The following is a 15,848-nucleotide window of genomic DNA, read 5'->3' as shown; positions in this document are numbered from 1 at the left end:
ACTGGAACCACGTGAGGCGGCAGGTCAAGCTGAAGGGCCTGACCCCGGCGGAGTTCCGGGAGCTGGCCCTCCGCGAGGCCGCTTAGCGGTTATGATTTAACGCGTCCAAGTTTTGGGGTGCAGTTCATTTGACTCACTGAGTCATTTGAACCCGTCCCCAATGACTCAATGACTCGCGGCGTACAATGGCGGGGATGGGTTCTGCCTGAGGAGAGGAGGGCGCATGGCGGCGACGAGCGCGGAGAAGCGCGAGGCCCTGCTGGGTGCGAAGCGCCTGGAGCTCGAGGGGCTGACGCGTCGGGGCGCGCGCATCTTCGGGAACGCGTTTTCGCAGATCGTCCTCGTGAAGGGCGCGCTCAACGAAGCGGAGCGGGCGGGCGCCGACGTGCTCTCCGGCGCCGACGGCACGGCGCTTCATGCAGCGCTCGAGCGCCTGGGGTACGCGCCGGAGGATTTCTGCGTGCTCTCCGCGCGCATGGGCACGGTCGAGGAGGGAGTCGTCCCCACGCGCGCCGCGGGCGAGCCGCTCGACCCCGAGCTGTGCCGCTGGGCGCTCGAGGCACTCGACCCCGAGGCGGTCGTGCTCGTGGACGACGATGCCGCGGCCGTGATGCGCGAGGCGTATGCCGAGGAGCTCGCGCAGGTGGAGCAGTTCGACGTCGCGATGCTCGAGCCGGGGCTCGTCGCGCGGGTGCTCGGCCGCCGCGTGCTCGCGCTCGGGGGCTTCGAGGCCGCGCTCGGCGATGCCCGCGCGAAGCAGCGCATGTGGGCGTACCTCAAGCAGCTACCGCCGATCGGCTCGCCGCTCTAGCGCGGCGGGCTGCGGGTTTTCGCGAGGTTTCCGCCCGCGCCGCTCGGCGAACCGGCCTGTCCCGCAACGCAAAAGGGGCTCCCGCAGGAGCCCCTTTCGATACCCGAGAGGTGGTATGTGAGGACTTAGTCCTCGGCGATCTCGGTGATCGCGCCGGACGGGCAGCCGTCGAGGCACACGCCGCAGCCGATGCAGGAATCCTCGTCCACCACGGTGGCGACGTCCTGGAGCTCCAGGACGCCCTGGGGGCAGTCGTCGACGCAGACGCCGCAAGCGATGCACTCGTCGGCTTCAATAACAGGATGAGCCATAGTAATCCTCCTCTTGATAGCCCGGAACCGATTCGGCGTCCGGTACGGATTGCGTGGCTTCAATATACCCCGCTCGTCGTCATTTTCAAGTCTCGTATGAAGCCTTTTTCGACCGTTCGCCGAGTTAGGAAGGGTAAACAATCACGCTGGGTGCGCGGAAGAGAGGACGTGCGAGCGCTCGTGCAGCGCTTAAGGCAACTCGTTCCAGGTGCGTGTACTTGTTTGCGGACGATTCCGCCATGCCCGCCGATCGTACTCACAAAACAGCAAAAGGGGTTGAATGGAAAGGGGTTGAACGGAACACGTCCCCAACCAACCCATTCCCTGCGGGCGCGCGCACTAGAAAATCTTATATATGTTGACTTAGATTTTCTGAATCACATGGTATAGGTCGATTGAAAACGGGATATTATAAGACCGAACGAAAAAAGGGTCGCGGCACCCGTCGCGATTCAAAGAGCCGTGGCGACCTGCCACAGCTCGCCCGGCTCAAAGGAAGGGATATACCATGAGCAAGATTCTCGGAATCGACCTGGGCACGACCAACTCGGCGATGGCTGTGTTCGAGGGTGGCAACCCCACCATCATCGTGAATGCCGAGGGCGACCGCACCACCCCGTCCGTCGTGGGCTTCCGCGCCGACGGCGACCGCGTCGTGGGCAAGGCCGCTAAGAACCAGGCCGTGACGAACCCCAAGAACACCGTGTTCTCCATCAAGCGTTTCATGGGCCGCAAGTACTCCGAGGTCGCCTCGGAGATCAAGACCGTCCCGTACACGGTCAAGGAGGGCCAGGGCGGCCGCGCCGTGGTGGAGATCGAGGGCAAGGACTACACGCCCGAGCAGATCAGCGCCATGATTCTGCAGAAGATGAAGACCGACGCCGAGAAGTACCTCGGCGAGACGATCACGGACGCCGTCATCACCGTCCCCGCGTACTTCAACGACGCCCAGCGCCAGGCCACGAAGGACGCCGGTAAGATCGCCGGCCTGAACGTCAAGCGCATCGTGAACGAGCCGACCGCGGCCGCGCTCGCCTACGGCTTCGACAAGGGCGGCAAGGACCAGCGCATTCTCGTCTTCGACCTGGGCGGCGGCACGTTCGACGTCTCCGTCCTCGATCTCGCCGACGGCGTGTTCGAGGTGCTCTCCACCGCGGGCGACAACCACTTGGGCGGCGACGACTGGGACCAGCGCGTCATCGACTGGCTCGCCGACAAGTTCCAGGCCGATAACGGCATCGACCTGCGCAAGGACCCGATGGCGCTCCAGCGCCTGAAGGAGGCGGCCGAGAACGCCAAGAAGGAGCTCTCCTCCGCGCAGCAGGCCACCATCAACCTGCCGTTCATCACCGCCGACGCCACCGGCCCGAAGCACCTCGACTACACGCTCAGCCGTGCCGAGTTCGAGCGCATCACGCATGACCTGCTCGAGCGCTGCAAGCAGCCGGTGACCAACGCCCTGCGCGACGCCAACCTCAAGCTCTCCGACCTCACCGAGGTCATCCTCGTGGGCGGCTCGACCCGTATGCCCGCCGTCCAGGAGCTCGTGAAGAACATGACCGGCAAGCAGCCGAACATGTCCGTGAACCCGGACGAGGTCGTGGCCTGCGGCGCGTCCATCCAGGGCGCCATCCTGGGCGGCGACTCCACGGTGGGCAGCGACATCCTGCTGCTCGACGTGACCCCGCTGAGCCTCGGCGTCGAGACCATGGGCGGCATCATGACCAAGATGATCGACCGCAACACCACCATCCCGACGTCCAAGACCGAGATCTACTCCACGGCCGCCGACAACCAGACGAGCGTCGAGATCAACGTCCTTCAGGGCGAGCGCGAGCTCGCGCGCGACAACAAGAGCCTCGGAAAGTTCCAGCTCACCGGCATCCCGGCTGCCCGTCGCGGCGTGCCGCAGATCGAGGTCACCTTCGACATCGACGCGAACGGCATCGTGAAGGTCTCCGCGAAGGATAAGGCCACCGGCAAGAGCCAGGAGATCACCATCTCCGGTTCCACCGCGCTGTCCGATGAGGAAGTCGACCGCATGGTGAAGGACGCCGAGGCGCACGCCGAGGAGGACAAGCGCCAGAAGGAGGAGGTCGAGGTTCGCAACCAGACCGACAGCCTGTGCTACTCCACCGAGCAGACCCTCTCCGAGCTGGGCGACAAGGTGCCCGCCGACGTGAAGGCCGAGGCCGACGCCGCGATCGCCGACGCCAAGAAGGCGCTCGAGGGCTCGGACGTCGACGCCATCAAGAGCGCCGGCGACAAGCTGCAGGAGGTCGCCTACAAGCTCGCGCAGATGGTGTACGCCGACGCGCAGCAGGCTACCGACGGCGCGTCGCCTGCGGCCGATGACGACGTGGTCGACGCCGAGTACGAGGTCGTCGACGACGATCAGGATAAGTAACCATGCCCGCTCGCGAAGCTCGCACCGGGGCGGCGGAAGCTGCCGCCGCCCCCGATGACTCCAAGGAGAGGGACGTGAAGATTCCGGTAGAAGCAGTGGACGATACCGAGCAGGCCGAGGGCGCGGGCGTGGAGGCCACGCACGACGACACCCCCGAGCAGGCGCAGGCCGAGCAGGCCATGAGCGAGGAGGAGATGATCGAGGCGGCCATCCGCGCAGGCGAGGAGGCAGCCGAGAACGACTTCAAGCTCAAGTATGAGCAGGCCCAGGCCGAGCTGGCCGACGTGCGCCGCGAGCTCGCGGAGGCCAAGGAGGCGAGCGACGGCGCCGCGGCCAAGGTGGCCGAGGCGAACGAGCGCGCCCAGCGGCTCCAGGCGGACTGGGAGAACTACCGCCGCCGCACCGCCGCCGAGCGCCTGGCCGAGCAGACCCGCGCCACCGAGAAGCTCGTGACCGCGCTGCTGCCCGTGCTCGACGACATGGAGCGCGCCATCGCCCATGCGCGCCAGCAGCAGCTCGACGATGCGTTCGCGCAGTTCGTGGACGGTGTGGACGCGGTGCGTACCAAGATGCTCGATGTGTTCGCGCACGAGGGCGTCGAGGCCATCGACCCGAAGGGCGAGCCCTTCAACCCGCTTGAACAGCAGGCGGTGGGTCGCGTCGAGGATCCGTCGCAGTACGACGAGACGGTGAACGACGTGTACCAGAAGGGGTACCGCATGGCCGACCGCGTGCTGCGCTCGGCGATGGTCACGGTGACCTACGGCGGCGAGAAGCGCCCGGCACCCGAAGCGGAGGCCGCGGACGAGCCCGCCCCGGCCACCGAAGCCGAATCGGGTGCGCCCGAGGCGGATGCCGAGAGCGCGTCCGAGTAAACGACCGGTAAGGGCTTCGGGACACAGGTTCCGAAGCCCTTTTGATGAGACGGGGCGCTGAGCCCCCGGCTCAGGGAAGGAGGCAGGCGTCATGCCGCAGAAGAATTTCTACGATGTCCTGGGCGTTTCGCGCGACGCCTCCGACAAGGAAATCAAGACCGCATTTCGCAAGCTCGCGCAGAAGTACCATCCCGACGCGGGCGGCGATGAACAGAAGTTCAAGGAGATCAGCGAAGCGTACGAGACGCTCTCCGATGCGAAGAAGCGCAAAGAATACGACCAGCTGCTCATGTTCGGCGGCATGCCGGGCGGTGGCGGCTCGTATACATATAGCGGCGGTGGGGCGAACGTCGACCTGAACGACCTCTTCAGCTCCATCTTTGGCGGTTCCGATGGCGGCGGGTTCGGTGGCTTCGCCCAGGGGTTCGGCGGCATGGGCGGCCGCGCCGCGAACCGCCCGCGCAAAGGCGACGACATCTCGCTGACCATCGACGTGAGCGCCGAGGACGCGTTCCACGGGGTCACGAAGAAGGTGAGCTACACCGTGCCGTCGACGGGCACGCGCGAGAGCGTGGTCGTCAAGATCCCGGCAGGCGCCGTGGACGGCGGCAAGATGAACTTCAAGGAGCGCGGCGACTTCGGCGTGAACGGCGGCAGCCGCGGCAACCTGATCGTGCGCACGCACGTGCTCGAGCACCCCATCTTCAAGCGCAAGGGCGCGGACGTGCTGCTCACGCTGCCTATCTCGATGTACGAGGCCGCGCTGGGAGCCCGCGTGGACGTGCCCACGCCGGGCGGCAAGACGGTGCGCCTGCGCATCCCTGCGGGGACGCAGACGGGCAAGAAGTTCCGGTTCAACGAGATGGGCGCGCCGGATCTGAAGCATCGCGGGCGCACGGGCGCGCTGATCGTGACCGTCGAGGTCCGCACGCCGGAGCGGCTGAGCGACACCGAGCGCACATCGCTCGAGAAGCTCATGGAAGCCGACACGCGCGACTACCGCGCGACGATCAATCAATACCGTTCGTCGTCGAAGGCGAGCGCATAGGGGGGCTGCGCTGCGGGCGCGGCCACATGAGCCGCTCCCGTGATGCGCGGTGCGCGCACGGAGCGGCGCGCGAAGAGGACGAGATTTGGGGTTCGATATGGCAGAGGACGAGCGTAACAAGCCGTTGTACATGATTTCCGTGGCGGCGGAGCTGACGGGCATGCACCCGCAGACCCTGCGCGTCTACGAGTCGAAGGGCCTGGTGAACCCCAAGCGCTCGGGCGGCAACACGCGCCTGTACTCGCGCGCCGACATCGAGCGGCTCGAGCTCATCAACCAGCTCACCGACGAGGGCATCAACCTTGCCGGTGTGGTGCGCATCCTGGACATGAAGGAGCGCGCCGAGGAGCGCGAGCGCGAGAACGAGCGGCTGCGTACCCGTGTCCGCGAGCTCGAGGACGAGGTGGCGGAGTACAAGGTGCAGAAGAAGATCACCGCGCTCGTGCCGCGCGGCGGTTCGGCCGACCCCGAGCAGGTGCTTCGCGGGCTGCTGGGTGGCGGCATCTAGGCTGCGCGAGGGCGCCGAGGCGCGCGTGGGACGCGTTCGCGGTAGGCGGAACGTTGTTGGAACGGCGATATGGCATGTTGTATGCCATGTCGCCGTTTTTTCTTGGGTTGGCTTCGGCGTTGAAACCCAAAGCACGCGAAACGAGCGGTTTATGAGCACCCCCTGGAGTAGCACGGGGGTGCGCGGCAACGGAACCGCAGGTAGCGAGGTTGCCGCTTTTTCGGCTACTCGGGCATCCCTCTATAAAACGCTCGTTTCGCTCAATTTGGGAATCGGCTGCGTCCTCGGCGGCCTGAAGCCACCGCACCGCTGCGGCGCATGCGGCTACAGTGCGATGAGAACGACGAGGTAGAGCGCGAATACCGCGATCGCCACGGCGTCGCGCGGGGCGAGCCGCAGCTCGTGGTAGTGCGTGCGCCCCGCGCCGCCGGTGTAGCAGCGCGCCTCCATGGCGCAAGCGAGGCGGTCGGCGTGGCGCACCGCGGCGGAGAAGAGGGGCACCGCGAGTGGGATGAACGCGTGGATGCGATCGCGGAACCGCGCACCCTCGAGCTTCGCACCGCGCGCGATCTGGGCATTGGCGATGGCGCGCGCGTCCTCGCCCAAGATGGGCACGAAGCGCAGGGCGATGGAGAGCACGAGCATGCCCTCGCTCACGGGAACGCCCAGGCGCGCGAGAGGTGCGAGCAGCCGCTCCGCCGCGTCGGTGAGCGCCATCGGCTGGGTGGTGAGCATGAGCAGCGACCCCATGAGCAGCAGGAAGAGGAAGCGCAGGGTGTAGAGGGCGGCCGCCTGCACGCCGCCCGTGGTGATGCGGAGCACGCCGAGGGCGACGAGCTCGGTTCCCGTTCCCACGAAGAGCAGGTTGAAGAGCGAGGTCACCACCAGGAAGAACATGACCGGCTTGAGCTGCGCAAGCAGGCGGCTCACGGGCACGCGGGCGAGGGCGACCGCGGCGAGCACGAAGGCGCCGGCGAGTACGAGCTCGAGGGCGTTCGTGACGATGAGGCAGCTCACCATGAAGCCGATGGTCGCCGCGATCTTGACGCGCGGGTCGAGCGCATGGATGGGCGACGCGGCCGAGTAGTACCGGCCGATGCTAATGCGCGCGGACACGGCGCACCTCCTTCACGAGCTCATCGAGGGTGAGCGGGTCGCCTGCTATGGGCATGCCCTGCGCGCGCAGGCGGCGGGCCGCGGCAAGCGCGCTCGGCACGCCGGGGAGCAGCTGCTCGTCGACGGAGAAGACCTCGCGCGGGCTGCCCTCGGCCACCACCGCGCCCCGGTCGAGGGCGATGACATGGTCGGCGAGCTCGGCGACGTCGTCCATGTCGTGCGTGATGGTGAGGAGCGTGGTGCCCCGCGCCTTGAGGTCGCGCATGAGGGCGCGCATGCGGCGGCGCGCCTGGGGGTCGAGGCCGGCCATGGGCTCATCGAGGATGAGGATGCCCGGGCGCATGGCGAGCACGCCGGCGATGGCGACCGCGCGGCGCTGGCCTCCGGAGAGGGCGAACGGCGAGCGGTCGAGGAGACCCGGTTCCGCGGGCAGGCCGACCGCGTCGAGCGCCTCCGCGATGCGCCGCGCCACCTCCTCCTCGTCGAGTCCGAGGTTTCGGGGGCCGAACGCGACGTCGTCGAAGACGGTTTCGGCGAAGAGCTGGCGCTCGGGCAGCTGTGCCACGAAGCCCACGCGGGCGCGGAGCTCGTCGCGGCGGGAGGCGTCAGCACTGTCGATGCCCGCTACGAGCACTCGCCCGGTATTGGGCAGTTTGAGCGCGCATGCGAGCTCGGCGGTGGTGGACTTGCCCGACCCGGTTCGTCCGATGAGCGCGGTGAGCGAGCCCGCCGGGACGGATGCGGTGAGGTCGCGCAGGGTGTCCGCCGCGCGCGGCATGCGGCGGCGCAGGCGGATGCCCAGGCGCGCGAGCAGGCCGGTGCGCCTATGCGGGTGGTGCTCGTCCGCATAGGAGAACGAGACGTGCTCAAGCGCGATGGCGAGGGCGGGGGAGCTGCCGGACGCGGGGCCGGGTGCGGGGGAGTTGGCGGGCGCGGGCGTGCGCGGTGTTGCTGCCGCGGGCTCTACGCCGGGCTCGTGCGCCGCTTCGGTTGCATCGCATGTCGCGAGCGCGTCCTCAAGGCGCAGCTCGAACGGCAGCTCGAGCCCGAGTCGCTCGATGGCGTCGCGCTGGGCGAACACCTCGGCGGGCGTGCCGTCGAGGGCGACCGTGCCCCGGTCGAGCACGATGACGCGGTCTGCGTCGAGGGCGTTGTCCATGAAGTGCGTGATGTGGACGATGGTGATGCCGCGCGCGGCGAGGTCGCGGAGCACGCGCTGGATGGCATGGCGACCGCGGGCGTCGAGCATCGCGGCGGGCTCGTCGAGCACGAGCACCTCGGGCTCCATGGCGAGCGCGCCCGCGATGGCCACGCGCTGGCGCTGCCCGCCCGAGAGGTCGGCGAGGTTTGCCTGCGCGAACGCCGTCATGTCCACGGCTTCGAGTGCCGCATCGACGCGGCGGGCGATCTCGGCCGTCGGCACGCCGAGGTTCTCGGGGCCGAAGGCGACGTCGTCGGCCACGATGCTCGTCACCATCTGGTCATCCGGGTATTGAAAGACCATCGCCACGCGCCGGCGGATGTCGAGCGCCCGCTCCGGGCTGCCGTCGACGTCGCGGCCCACCACGCGCGCCCGCCCCTCCGTAGGGACGAGCAGGGCGTTCATCAGGCGTGCGAGCGTCGACTTCCCCGACCCGTTGCCGCCGAGGATGCACACGTGCTCGCCGCGCGCGATGGAGAGCGTCACGCCGCGCAGGGCCTCGGTGCCGTCGGGGTAGGTGAGGTGGACGTCGGCGAAGTCGATGACGGGCTCGGCGGCTGCGGCTGCCGTGGCGCCGGCCGTGGCTTCCGCGCTGTGAGTGGCGGCGGGGGTGGCTGCGCCCGCGGGGGCGGCGCCGGCGGCTGAAGCGGGGGCGGCGCCGGCGGTCATGCCGTCAGAGGTGCGCGCCATGCTACCGCGACCCCAAGCCCTCGGGCGCGAGCACGGCCATGCAGGGCGCGAGCAGCGCCTGCCCCGCCACCACGTTGATGACCATCTTGAGCGCGTTGAACGGCAGGAGGATGGGCAGGATCATCGCGGCCACATCGGCCACGGTGACCGCGGTGTAGAGCGGCGTCACCACGAGGTTGAGCGCGCACGACACGATCACCGAGAGCACGGCGCCCACGACCATACCCGCGATCGAGCCCGCACGCGTGCGACGGCGCGCGTAGATGAGCGTGGCGGGGATGATGAGCGCGCAGGTCGAGACCATGCCCATGGGCGCGCCGAAGGGGTCGAGGAACACGCGCGGCAGCCACGAGATGATGGCGACCGCGGCGCCCAGCTTGGGGCCGAAGGCCAACGCGGCGATGAGGCAGACGATGCCCGACGGGTCGTACATGAGCCATGGGGCCGCGGGGAAGATGGGGATCTGGATGAAGCTCAGGATGAGCGACGCGGCGGTGAAGAGCGCGGTGAGCGCGATCTTCCCGGTGTTGACGTGCGAGGTGCGCTCGGTAGCGCGCGTGGGACTGCTCATGGCAGCGCCTCCGTTTCTTCCATCCGGACTGTACCGTCGGCTCCGGAATCTCACCGGATCGGCCGCATGTGCGGCTCGCGGGCTCCTGGCGCGCCGCGCGGCTTCCTTTCACCGCACGCGGGATGTTGGCCAGTTACCGCCGGTAGGGAATCTCACCCAACCCTGAAACTATGCGAGACCACTATACCCGTTCGATGTCGCTTGACGCCGGAACGTAACAAATCCCTGCAGAACCACGACACATCCGGGTCGCGGGAGCGGTGGCTGGTGCGGCGGCCGGAGGCTGCAGCGGCAGCGTCCCCGTGCGCAGACAGTCGCGTTTTATGTGGTTCGAGCGCGCGGGGACGGCGGGAAGGCGGGGCGGGTCGGCCAGTCAGGGTATAGTGGGTGCGAAGGAACCACGAGATAGTGCGGCTCGCGCCGTGAGAGGGCGGTCCCCATGCACGAATACAGCACGATGAGCGACGAGGTCATCTGCGCGCTCGGCGCGGCGGTGGGCGAGGACAACGTGCTCCTCGCCGAGCCCATGAGCGCGCACACCACGTTCAAGATCGGCGGGTCGGCGGACGCGGTCGTCCTGCCGCGCACGCCTGAGGCGGCGGCGCGGGCGCTCGACGTGTGCGCGATCGCCGATGTGCCGGCGACGGTGGTTGGCAACGGCTCCGACCTGCTCGTGGGCGACCGCGGCATCCGCGGCGTCGTGGTGCTGCTGCGCGAGAACCTCTCGGACGTGCGCATCGAGGGCACGCGGGTGCACGCCCAAGCGGGGGCGCTCCTGCGCGACGTCGCGCTCGCGGCGGCGGATGCGGGCCTGTCCGGCATGGAGCCGCTCTGGGGCATCCCCGCTGCGGTGGGCGGCGCTTGCCATCAGAACGCCGGCGCCTACGATGCCTGCATCGCGGATGTGCTCGAGACGCTCACGGCCTATGTGCCGGGCGCCGTCCTGCCGGATGGTTCGCGCGGTAAGGGCTCGGTGCGCACGTTCGGCCGCGATGAGCTCGCGTTCGGATACCGCGAGAGCCGCGTGGCGACGGACGGGCTCGTGGTGCTCGATGCCGTGTTCGCCCTCGTGCCGGACATGGAGGCGTCCATCTGCGCCCGCATGGACGACTACCAACGCCGTCGCGAGGAGAAGCAGCCGCTCGAGCTGCCCTCCGCCGGTTCCACCTTCAAGCGGCCGGCGGGCTATTTCGCCGGGAAGCTCATCATGGACGCCGGGCTGCGCGGGTACCGCGTAGGCGGGGCGCAGGTCTCGGAGAAGCACTGCGGGTTCGTGGTGAACACGGGCGGCGCGACGGCGGCCGACGTCAACGCCCTCATCGAGCACGTGCAGGCCGAGGTGCGCGAGCAGTTCGGCGTGGAGCTCGAGCCCGAGGTGCACCGCATCGGTGAGTTCTAGGCCATCCGGCGCCTCGCGTCGGCGTTTTTCACGCGCCAAGCGCCCAAAGTGGTGCTCAAATTCAGATATGCACGATTGCGGAGCCCGTTCGGCCGAACTCGTCGCGGCCCGCGCAGGAAAACCCCAGGATTGCCTTGCGCCGATAGGGTCGTTCGGGGCGTTTCGGCCCCGTTTGACGCCCCGCGCGGCGATCGAATCGCGCATATCTGAATTCTGCCACCACATGAGGCGCCTTCGATGTCGAAAACGCCCCGCCGTCCGGCGATAGCCCCCTCGCCAAACGGCCGCGGGGGGCGTATCGTGGAGCCGCGTCGCCGTCGCACAAGGAGGTTCCATGACCTACGACCACGTTGCCCAATCGGATCCGGCCGTCGCCGCCGCGCTCGCGCAGGAGCTCGACCGCCAGCGCCGCACCATCGAGCTCATCGCCTCGGAGAACATCGTCTCGCCGGCCGTGCTCGAAGCCGTGGGCAGCGTGCTCACCAACAAATATGCCGAGGGGTACCCGCGGCATCGCTATTACGGCGGCTGCGAGAAGGTCGACCTCGTCGAGGACCTGGCGCGCGACCGCGCCTGCGAGCTCTTCGGCTGCGCGCACGCCAACGTGCAGCCGCATTCCGGCGCGAACGCCAACCTCGCCGCGTACATGGCGCTGCTTGAGCCCGGCGACACGGTCATCGGCATGAGCCTCGACCAGGGCGGTCACCTCACGCACGGCTCGCCGGTGAACTTCTCGGGACGGCTGTACCGCTTCCTGTCCTACGGGTTGGATCCCAAGACCGAGACCATCGACTACGACGGCCTCGAGCGCCTGGCGCGGGAGGAGCGGCCGAAGCTCATCGTGGGCGGCGCGTCGGCGTATCCGCGCGTCATCGATTTCGAGCGCCTCGCCGCCATCGCGCACGGCGTGGGCGCGAAGCTCATGATCGACATGGCGCACATCGCCGGCCTCGTGGCGACGGGCGCGCACCCGAGCCCCTTCCCGCATGCGGACGTGGTGACCTCGACCACGCACAAGACCCTGCGCGGGCCGCGCGGCGGGCTCATCCTCACGAACGACGACGCCCTCGCGAAGGCCATCGACAAGGCGGTCTTCCCCGGTACGCAGGGCGGCCCGCTCATGCACGTGATCGCGGGCAAGGCGGTCGCGTTCGGCGAGGCGCTGCAGCCGGAGTTCGCAGCCTACATCGCGCATGTGGTGGAGAACGCCGCGGCGTTGGGCGAGGGGCTCGTCGCGGGCGGCCTGCGCCTCGTGTCCGGCGGCACGGACAACCACCTCTGCCTCGTGGACCTCACGGCGTCGGACGTGACCGGCCGCGACGCCGAGCGCCTGCTCGACAGCGTGGGGCTCACCGTGAACAAGAACGCCATCCCGGGCGAGCCACGGTCGCCCTTCGTGACGAGCGGCATCCGCGTGGGTTCCGCGGCAGGCACGACGCGCGGCTTCACGGCCGACGAGTTCCGCGAGATCGGCTGGCTCATCGCGCGCGCCGTGTTCGGCAAGGATGATGAGGCGGAGCTCGCGGCGATCCGCGCCCGCACCGCCGAGCTGCTCGCCGCGCACCCGCTCTATCCGGAGCTGTAGCCGCGCCGGGGTGCGCCCGGCCCATTCGGGACGGCCCTCGATGCGCCCCGGGAGCGTCCGAACCGCCTAGTCGCGCATGCTATGGACGAACTTCTCGACCGCCTCGACGATGAGGTCGATGGGCGAGGCGCACGTCCGCATCGACGAGGCGTCGCTGTACGGCCGCCGCGCGCAGAAGCTCACCGCCTGAGCCAGGGGCGTCGCTTCCGAGAGGTTGGTGCGGCCGTCCGCGATGAGCTGCTCGGCGAGGTCGGATGCGAGGTCGCGCCGGTCGAGGGCGATGAGCGCCGCCATCAGGTCGACCGCCTCGTCGTCCGAGAGGCTGTCGATGCGCCCTTCGCACCCCCTCAGGGCAATCTCCGCCCACCGGACGTTGGCCGCCGCCCGTCCCAGGATGCGCGCTCCCTCGGGCATGAGCCGGGTGCCCATGTCGACGAGCAGGGCGCGCGCCACGAACGCGGCGATGAGGAGGGTGACCGTTCCGTAGGCGAGCGCGCCGTCGATGTCGGCGGTCACGGGCAGGGCGATGCCCAGGACCGTGACGAGCATCATGACCGGCATGCTGAAGAGGATCCGCGGAATCAGGCCCGGGTGCTCGACGAGCCCAGCGCGGCAGAGGTCGTCGGTGTAGCGTCCGAGGTAGCCGCCCAGCCGGGTATACCGCTCGCGCACGCGATCGGTGAAGGTGCAGAGCTCCTCGACGGTCGCGTTCACGGTGCCCGGCGGCATCACGAGGCCGACCGCCCCGCGATCGATGTCGTCGAGCGCCGTCGTCCGCACGCTGAGCACGAGCCTGCCGCCGTATGCGCGCAGCGGCTGGCTCGAGGTCGCGCGCCGCCCGTGCCGTCGCTCCTTTCGCCGTGTGCGCTGCTCGGAGACGATGGGGCCGGCCTGCAGCTCGTCGGCCTCGTCTTCCGCCCGCTCGCGTCGCTCCGCCTGCGCGGGGCTCAGCTCGATGAACGAGAGGTCCGCTCGGGCGATGAGCTGCACGATGCGGGCGAGAGCGGCTTGCACGGCGTCGGTCTCGCTGCGCGTCTTGAACTCGCTATGGCAGCGCAGCGCTGCGAGGAGCGTCGGGTGCAAGGCGGGCACGCGGGGCGACGGGGTCTCGTCCTGGGGAATGGGGATGTCGTCGTGCGCGCTTAGCCGACGCTCGATGCCGCAGCAGATGATGTAGCCGATGGGGATTCCCCAAGCGGTGATGAACGGGTGGACGGCGGCGAGCACGTCGGTAAGGGTAGCTGGAAGCACGGTGCGCCTCCTTTGGGCGATGCGGTGGCGCGCACGTCGCGCGCCGTCTCCAGTTTACGTGCCCCCGGGTACGCGCTACCCGCGCGGGCGCAGCCCTTACCAAGCCTTTACCGGTGCGGGGTGGCGAGGGGGTTCGAACCCATGCGAAGGCGCAGAAACCATGCCCTATCTGCATGGTAAAGCATGCAATATAGGTCTTTTACATGATATGGGGCGACCCATACCATAGGTTTCGAAAGGAGCTGATGGTATGAGCGACCTGTCTGAAGACCTCGAGCGCTGCCTCTGCGACTGCGCCTGTGACGTCCGGGCCGCGGCGCGCGCGAAGACCTCGTGCACGGAGGGCCGCGTGCGCGAGACCAAGCGCGTCCTTTTGGGCGAGCGCCAGCGCCTCCTCGATGAGCTGCACGCCTCGCAGCGCGGCATCGACGCGATCGATCACATCCTGCATCGGGTGAGCTGCGAGTGCGTGCCCGCCAGCCAGCGCGGCACCGACGCGCCCCGGCACGACGGCGAGGTGAGCGCCCATGGATAGCGGCCTTGTCACGCTGCTCGTCGATTCATTCCCCAAGATCCTCATCCCCGGCCTCATGGTGACGCTGCCGCTCGCGCTTGTCTCGTTCGCCTTCGCGCTCGTCATCGCGGTGGCGACGGCGCTCGTGCAGTACGCGAACGTGCCCGTGCTCAAGCACGTCGCGCGCCTCTACATTTGGATCGTGCGCGGCACGCCGCTCTTCGTCCAGCTGTACCTCGTCTACTTCGGCCTGCCCGACCTGGGCATCATGCTCGATTCGCTCCCGACGGCCGTCATCGTGCTCTCCGTCAACACGGGGGCGTACGCGGCCGAGACGATGCGCGCGGCGCTCGAGAGCGTGCCGGCGGGCCAGCTGGAGGCGGGCTTTTGCGTGGGGATGAGCTATCTGCAGGTCATCCGCCGCATCGTGCTGCCGCAGGCGTTCCGCACGGCGTTCCCGCCGCTTTCGAACGAGCTCATCTCGCTCGTGAAGGACACGTCGCTCGTGGCGAGCATCCTCGTGGCGGAGATGTTTCGCGCGGCGCAGGAGATCGTCTCGCGCGAATGGGTCACCATGCCCATCTACCTCGAGGTCGCGGCGATCTACCTGCTGTTCTCGACGGTGCTCACCTGGCTGCAGCGCATGGGCGAGCGGGCGCTCGCGCGGCATGGCATGGAGCGGGGGTAAGCTATGGCGGAGATGCTGAACCATGGCGCGGAATCGCGGGCGGTCGGGCGCGGAGACGCGCCGGCCCAGCCGCCCATGCTCGCGCTCACGGGCGTGCGGAAGTCGTTCGGCGGCACCGAGGTGCTGCACGGGGTCGACCTCTCGGTGCGCAAAGGCGAGGTCGTGGCGGTGCTCGGGCCGTCCGGCTCCGGCAAGACGACGCTCCTGCGCTGCGCGAACCTCCTCGAGCGCGCGGACGCGGGCACGCTCGAGCTCGCGGGGGAGCGCCTCGACCTCGCGTCCGCCACGCCGCGGCAGGCGGCCGGGGTGCGCCGGCGCACGGGGTTCGTCTTCCAGGGCTACAACCTCTTCCGCAACCGCACGGTGCTCGGCAACGTGACCGAGGGGCTCGTCGTGGCGCGCAAGGTGCCGCGCGCGGAGGCGGAGGAGCGCGCCCGCGCGTGCCTGGCGCGCGTGGGGATGGACGACCGCTGCGATGCCTATCCGGAGGAGCTCTCCGGCGGGCAGCAGCAGCGCGTCGCCATCGCCCGCGCCATGGCGACCGACCCCGAGATCATCTTCTTCGACGAGCCCACCTCGGCGCTCGACCCGGAGCTCACGGGCGAGGTGCTCGGCGTGATGCGGCAGCTCGCGGAGGACGGCATGACCATGCTCGTGGTCACGCACGAGATGGGCTTCGCGCGGAACGTCGCCGACCGCGTCGTGTTCATGGAGGACGGCGCGGTGGTGGCCGAGGCGTCGGCGCGGACGTTCTTCGACCAGCCGGCGAACGACCGCGTGCGCGCGTTCCTGCACCACACGATGGGTCATTTGGGGACGTGTTCCTTTTGACCCCTTATGGGTTGGTTGGGGACGTGTTCCTTTCAACCCATT

Annotated in this window: 16 protein-coding genes and 1 riboswitch; of the genes, 11 read left to right on the top strand and 5 right to left on the bottom strand. The window is 68.9% G+C overall.

Going from position 1 to position 15,848, the window contains the following annotated elements; translation table 11 throughout:
* Positions 1-86, top strand: an 86-nt coding sequence (locus tag B5G02_RS10330) for an IS3 family transposase (protein WP_428843242.1), incomplete at its 5' end; no start/stop codon positions are given.
* A gap of 137 nt (positions 87-223) precedes the next feature.
* On the top strand, positions 224-811 hold the full coding sequence (locus tag B5G02_RS07510; RefSeq protein WP_094335785.1) for a hypothetical protein: 588 nt from the start codon (positions 224-226) through the stop codon (positions 809-811).
* A gap of 125 nt (positions 812-936) precedes the next feature.
* On the opposite strand, the gene B5G02_RS07505 is transcribed toward B5G02_RS07510, so the two are convergent.
* Positions 937-1,122 carry a DUF362 domain-containing protein gene (locus tag B5G02_RS07505; RefSeq protein ID WP_019239861.1) on the bottom strand — a complete coding sequence of 62 codons (186 nt, stop codon included), beginning with the start codon at positions 1,120-1,122 and terminating at the stop codon, positions 937-939.
* Positions 1,123-1,630: 508 nt separating this feature from the next.
* On the opposite strand from B5G02_RS07505, the gene dnaK reads away from it, so the two are divergent.
* The 4 genes from dnaK (at position 1,631) to B5G02_RS07485 (ending at position 5,960) form a co-directional block, all read left to right on the top strand.
* Positions 1,631-3,529, top strand: coding sequence for a molecular chaperone DnaK (dnaK, locus tag B5G02_RS07500; RefSeq protein ID WP_094335784.1), 1,899 nt, complete (start codon positions 1,631-1,633; stop codon positions 3,527-3,529).
* Between the two features lie 95 nt (positions 3,530-3,624).
* A complete protein-coding gene (locus tag B5G02_RS07495; RefSeq protein WP_094335783.1) occupies positions 3,625-4,404 on the top strand; it encodes a nucleotide exchange factor GrpE in 780 nt (259 codons plus the stop codon).
* Between the two features lie 91 nt (positions 4,405-4,495).
* Positions 4,496-5,452: a DnaJ C-terminal domain-containing protein gene (locus B5G02_RS07490; RefSeq protein WP_094335782.1), complete on the top strand. Its 957-nt coding sequence runs from the start codon at positions 4,496-4,498 to the stop codon at positions 5,450-5,452.
* A gap of 97 nt (positions 5,453-5,549) precedes the next feature.
* Positions 5,550-5,960, top strand: coding sequence for a heat shock protein transcriptional repressor HspR (locus tag B5G02_RS07485; protein ID WP_019247004.1), 411 nt, complete (start codon positions 5,550-5,552; stop codon positions 5,958-5,960).
* A 324-nt stretch (positions 5,961-6,284) separates the two neighbouring features.
* Here B5G02_RS07485 and B5G02_RS07480 read toward each other — a convergent pair whose 3' ends face one another.
* Genes B5G02_RS07480 through B5G02_RS07470 form a run of 3 tightly spaced genes read right to left on the bottom strand, consistent with a single transcriptional unit; the run spans position 6,285 to position 9,538 of the window.
* Positions 6,285-7,076: an energy-coupling factor transporter transmembrane component T family protein gene (locus B5G02_RS07480; protein ID WP_094335781.1), complete on the bottom strand. Its 792-nt coding sequence runs from the start codon at positions 7,074-7,076 to the stop codon at positions 6,285-6,287.
* Entirely contained in the window at positions 7,060-8,967 is a 1,908-nt protein-coding gene (locus B5G02_RS07475) for an ABC transporter ATP-binding protein (protein ID WP_094335780.1), read from the bottom strand. The genes B5G02_RS07480 and B5G02_RS07475 overlap by 17 nt, the downstream gene beginning before the upstream one ends.
* 1 nt (position 8,968) lies before the next feature.
* A complete protein-coding gene (locus tag B5G02_RS07470; protein ID WP_094335779.1) occupies positions 8,969-9,538 on the bottom strand; it encodes an ECF transporter S component in 570 nt (189 codons plus the stop codon).
* A 7-nt stretch (positions 9,539-9,545) separates the two neighbouring features.
* Positions 9,546-9,712, bottom strand: a riboswitch (FMN riboswitch).
* A gap of 265 nt (positions 9,713-9,977) precedes the next feature.
* Here B5G02_RS07470 and murB point away from each other — a divergent pair.
* The gene (gene murB / locus B5G02_RS07465; protein WP_094335778.1) at positions 9,978-10,937 is read left to right on the top strand and encodes a UDP-N-acetylmuramate dehydrogenase; all 960 of its coding nucleotides are present in this window, start codon (positions 9,978-9,980) and stop codon (positions 10,935-10,937) included.
* 334 nt (positions 10,938-11,271) lie between these two features.
* Entirely contained in the window at positions 11,272-12,522 is a 1,251-nt protein-coding gene (glyA, locus tag B5G02_RS07460; protein WP_019239852.1) for a serine hydroxymethyltransferase, read from the top strand.
* Between the two features lie 66 nt (positions 12,523-12,588).
* Here the strand turns inward: glyA and B5G02_RS07455 are convergent, their stop codons facing one another.
* A complete protein-coding gene (locus B5G02_RS07455; protein ID WP_241146195.1) occupies positions 12,589-13,773 on the bottom strand; it encodes a hypothetical protein in 1,185 nt (394 codons plus the stop codon).
* 250 nt (positions 13,774-14,023) lie between these two features.
* On the opposite strand from B5G02_RS07455, the gene B5G02_RS07450 reads away from it, so the two are divergent.
* The 3 genes from B5G02_RS07450 to B5G02_RS07440 are packed head-to-tail and all read left to right on the top strand — an operon-like array spanning position 14,024 to position 15,806.
* Entirely contained in the window at positions 14,024-14,308 is a 285-nt protein-coding gene (locus B5G02_RS07450; protein WP_019239850.1) for a hypothetical protein, read from the top strand.
* On the top strand, positions 14,301-14,975 hold the full coding sequence (locus tag B5G02_RS07445) for an amino acid ABC transporter permease (RefSeq protein ID WP_019239849.1): 675 nt from the start codon (positions 14,301-14,303) through the stop codon (positions 14,973-14,975). Before B5G02_RS07450 ends, B5G02_RS07445 begins: the two co-directional genes overlap by 8 nt.
* Positions 14,976-14,978: 3 nt before the next feature.
* Entirely contained in the window at positions 14,979-15,806 is an 828-nt protein-coding gene (locus tag B5G02_RS07440) for an amino acid ABC transporter ATP-binding protein (protein WP_019239848.1), read from the top strand.
* The last annotated feature ends 42 nt before the right edge of the window (positions 15,807-15,848 follow it).

Source organism: [Collinsella] massiliensis, assembly GCF_002161605.1.
GTDB lineage: Bacteria > Actinomycetota > Coriobacteriia > Coriobacteriales > Coriobacteriaceae > Enorma.
The sequence above is the reverse complement of the archived record's forward strand: the minus strand, read 5'-3'. Positions and strand labels throughout refer to the sequence as shown.